The 377-nt window shown below is 56.5% G+C and carries 1 protein-coding gene; it reads left to right on the forward strand.

Going from position 1 to position 377, the window contains the following annotated elements:
- On the forward strand, positions 1-183 hold a 183-nt coding region (locus NCR38_RS34030; protein WP_250478542.1), incomplete at its 5' end, for a hypothetical protein.
- Positions 184-377: the final 194 nt, after the last annotated feature.

The following is a 377-nucleotide window of genomic DNA, read 5'->3' on the forward strand; positions in this document are numbered from 1 at the left end:
TTGGTTCAGCACCAAATAGCTCCAGCCCGCTTCGCGGCCGACCGGTCCTCAATTCGGTCTGCCCGTACTCTTTTTGCACGGCTCTATCTCGCCGCATTGGTAATTCGTTGGTTTCCCTTGCAAACCCAGCGGCAGCGCGTAGCGCTGTGCCGGCGCTATTTCGTGCTGAACCAGTGTCCTTAGAGGGCTAGCTTGTCAGACCGTGCGCGATCCACGCCCGATGGGGCCTATGAGGGCACTCGCTACAGAGCCCACGATCGGCTGGCAAGCGTGGCCAAACTGCGTGTGACTGCGGGCGTATCGAGCTGCTTTCTTTGGTTACTTGTATATTGACTCCAAGTATTCGGAAACTATCTTTCCACTTACTCGAAGCGGTA

Origin of the sequence: Caballeronia sp. INML1, assembly GCF_023631085.1 — a bacterium.
Taxonomy (GTDB): Bacteria; Pseudomonadota; Gammaproteobacteria; order Burkholderiales; family Burkholderiaceae; genus Caballeronia; species Caballeronia turbans.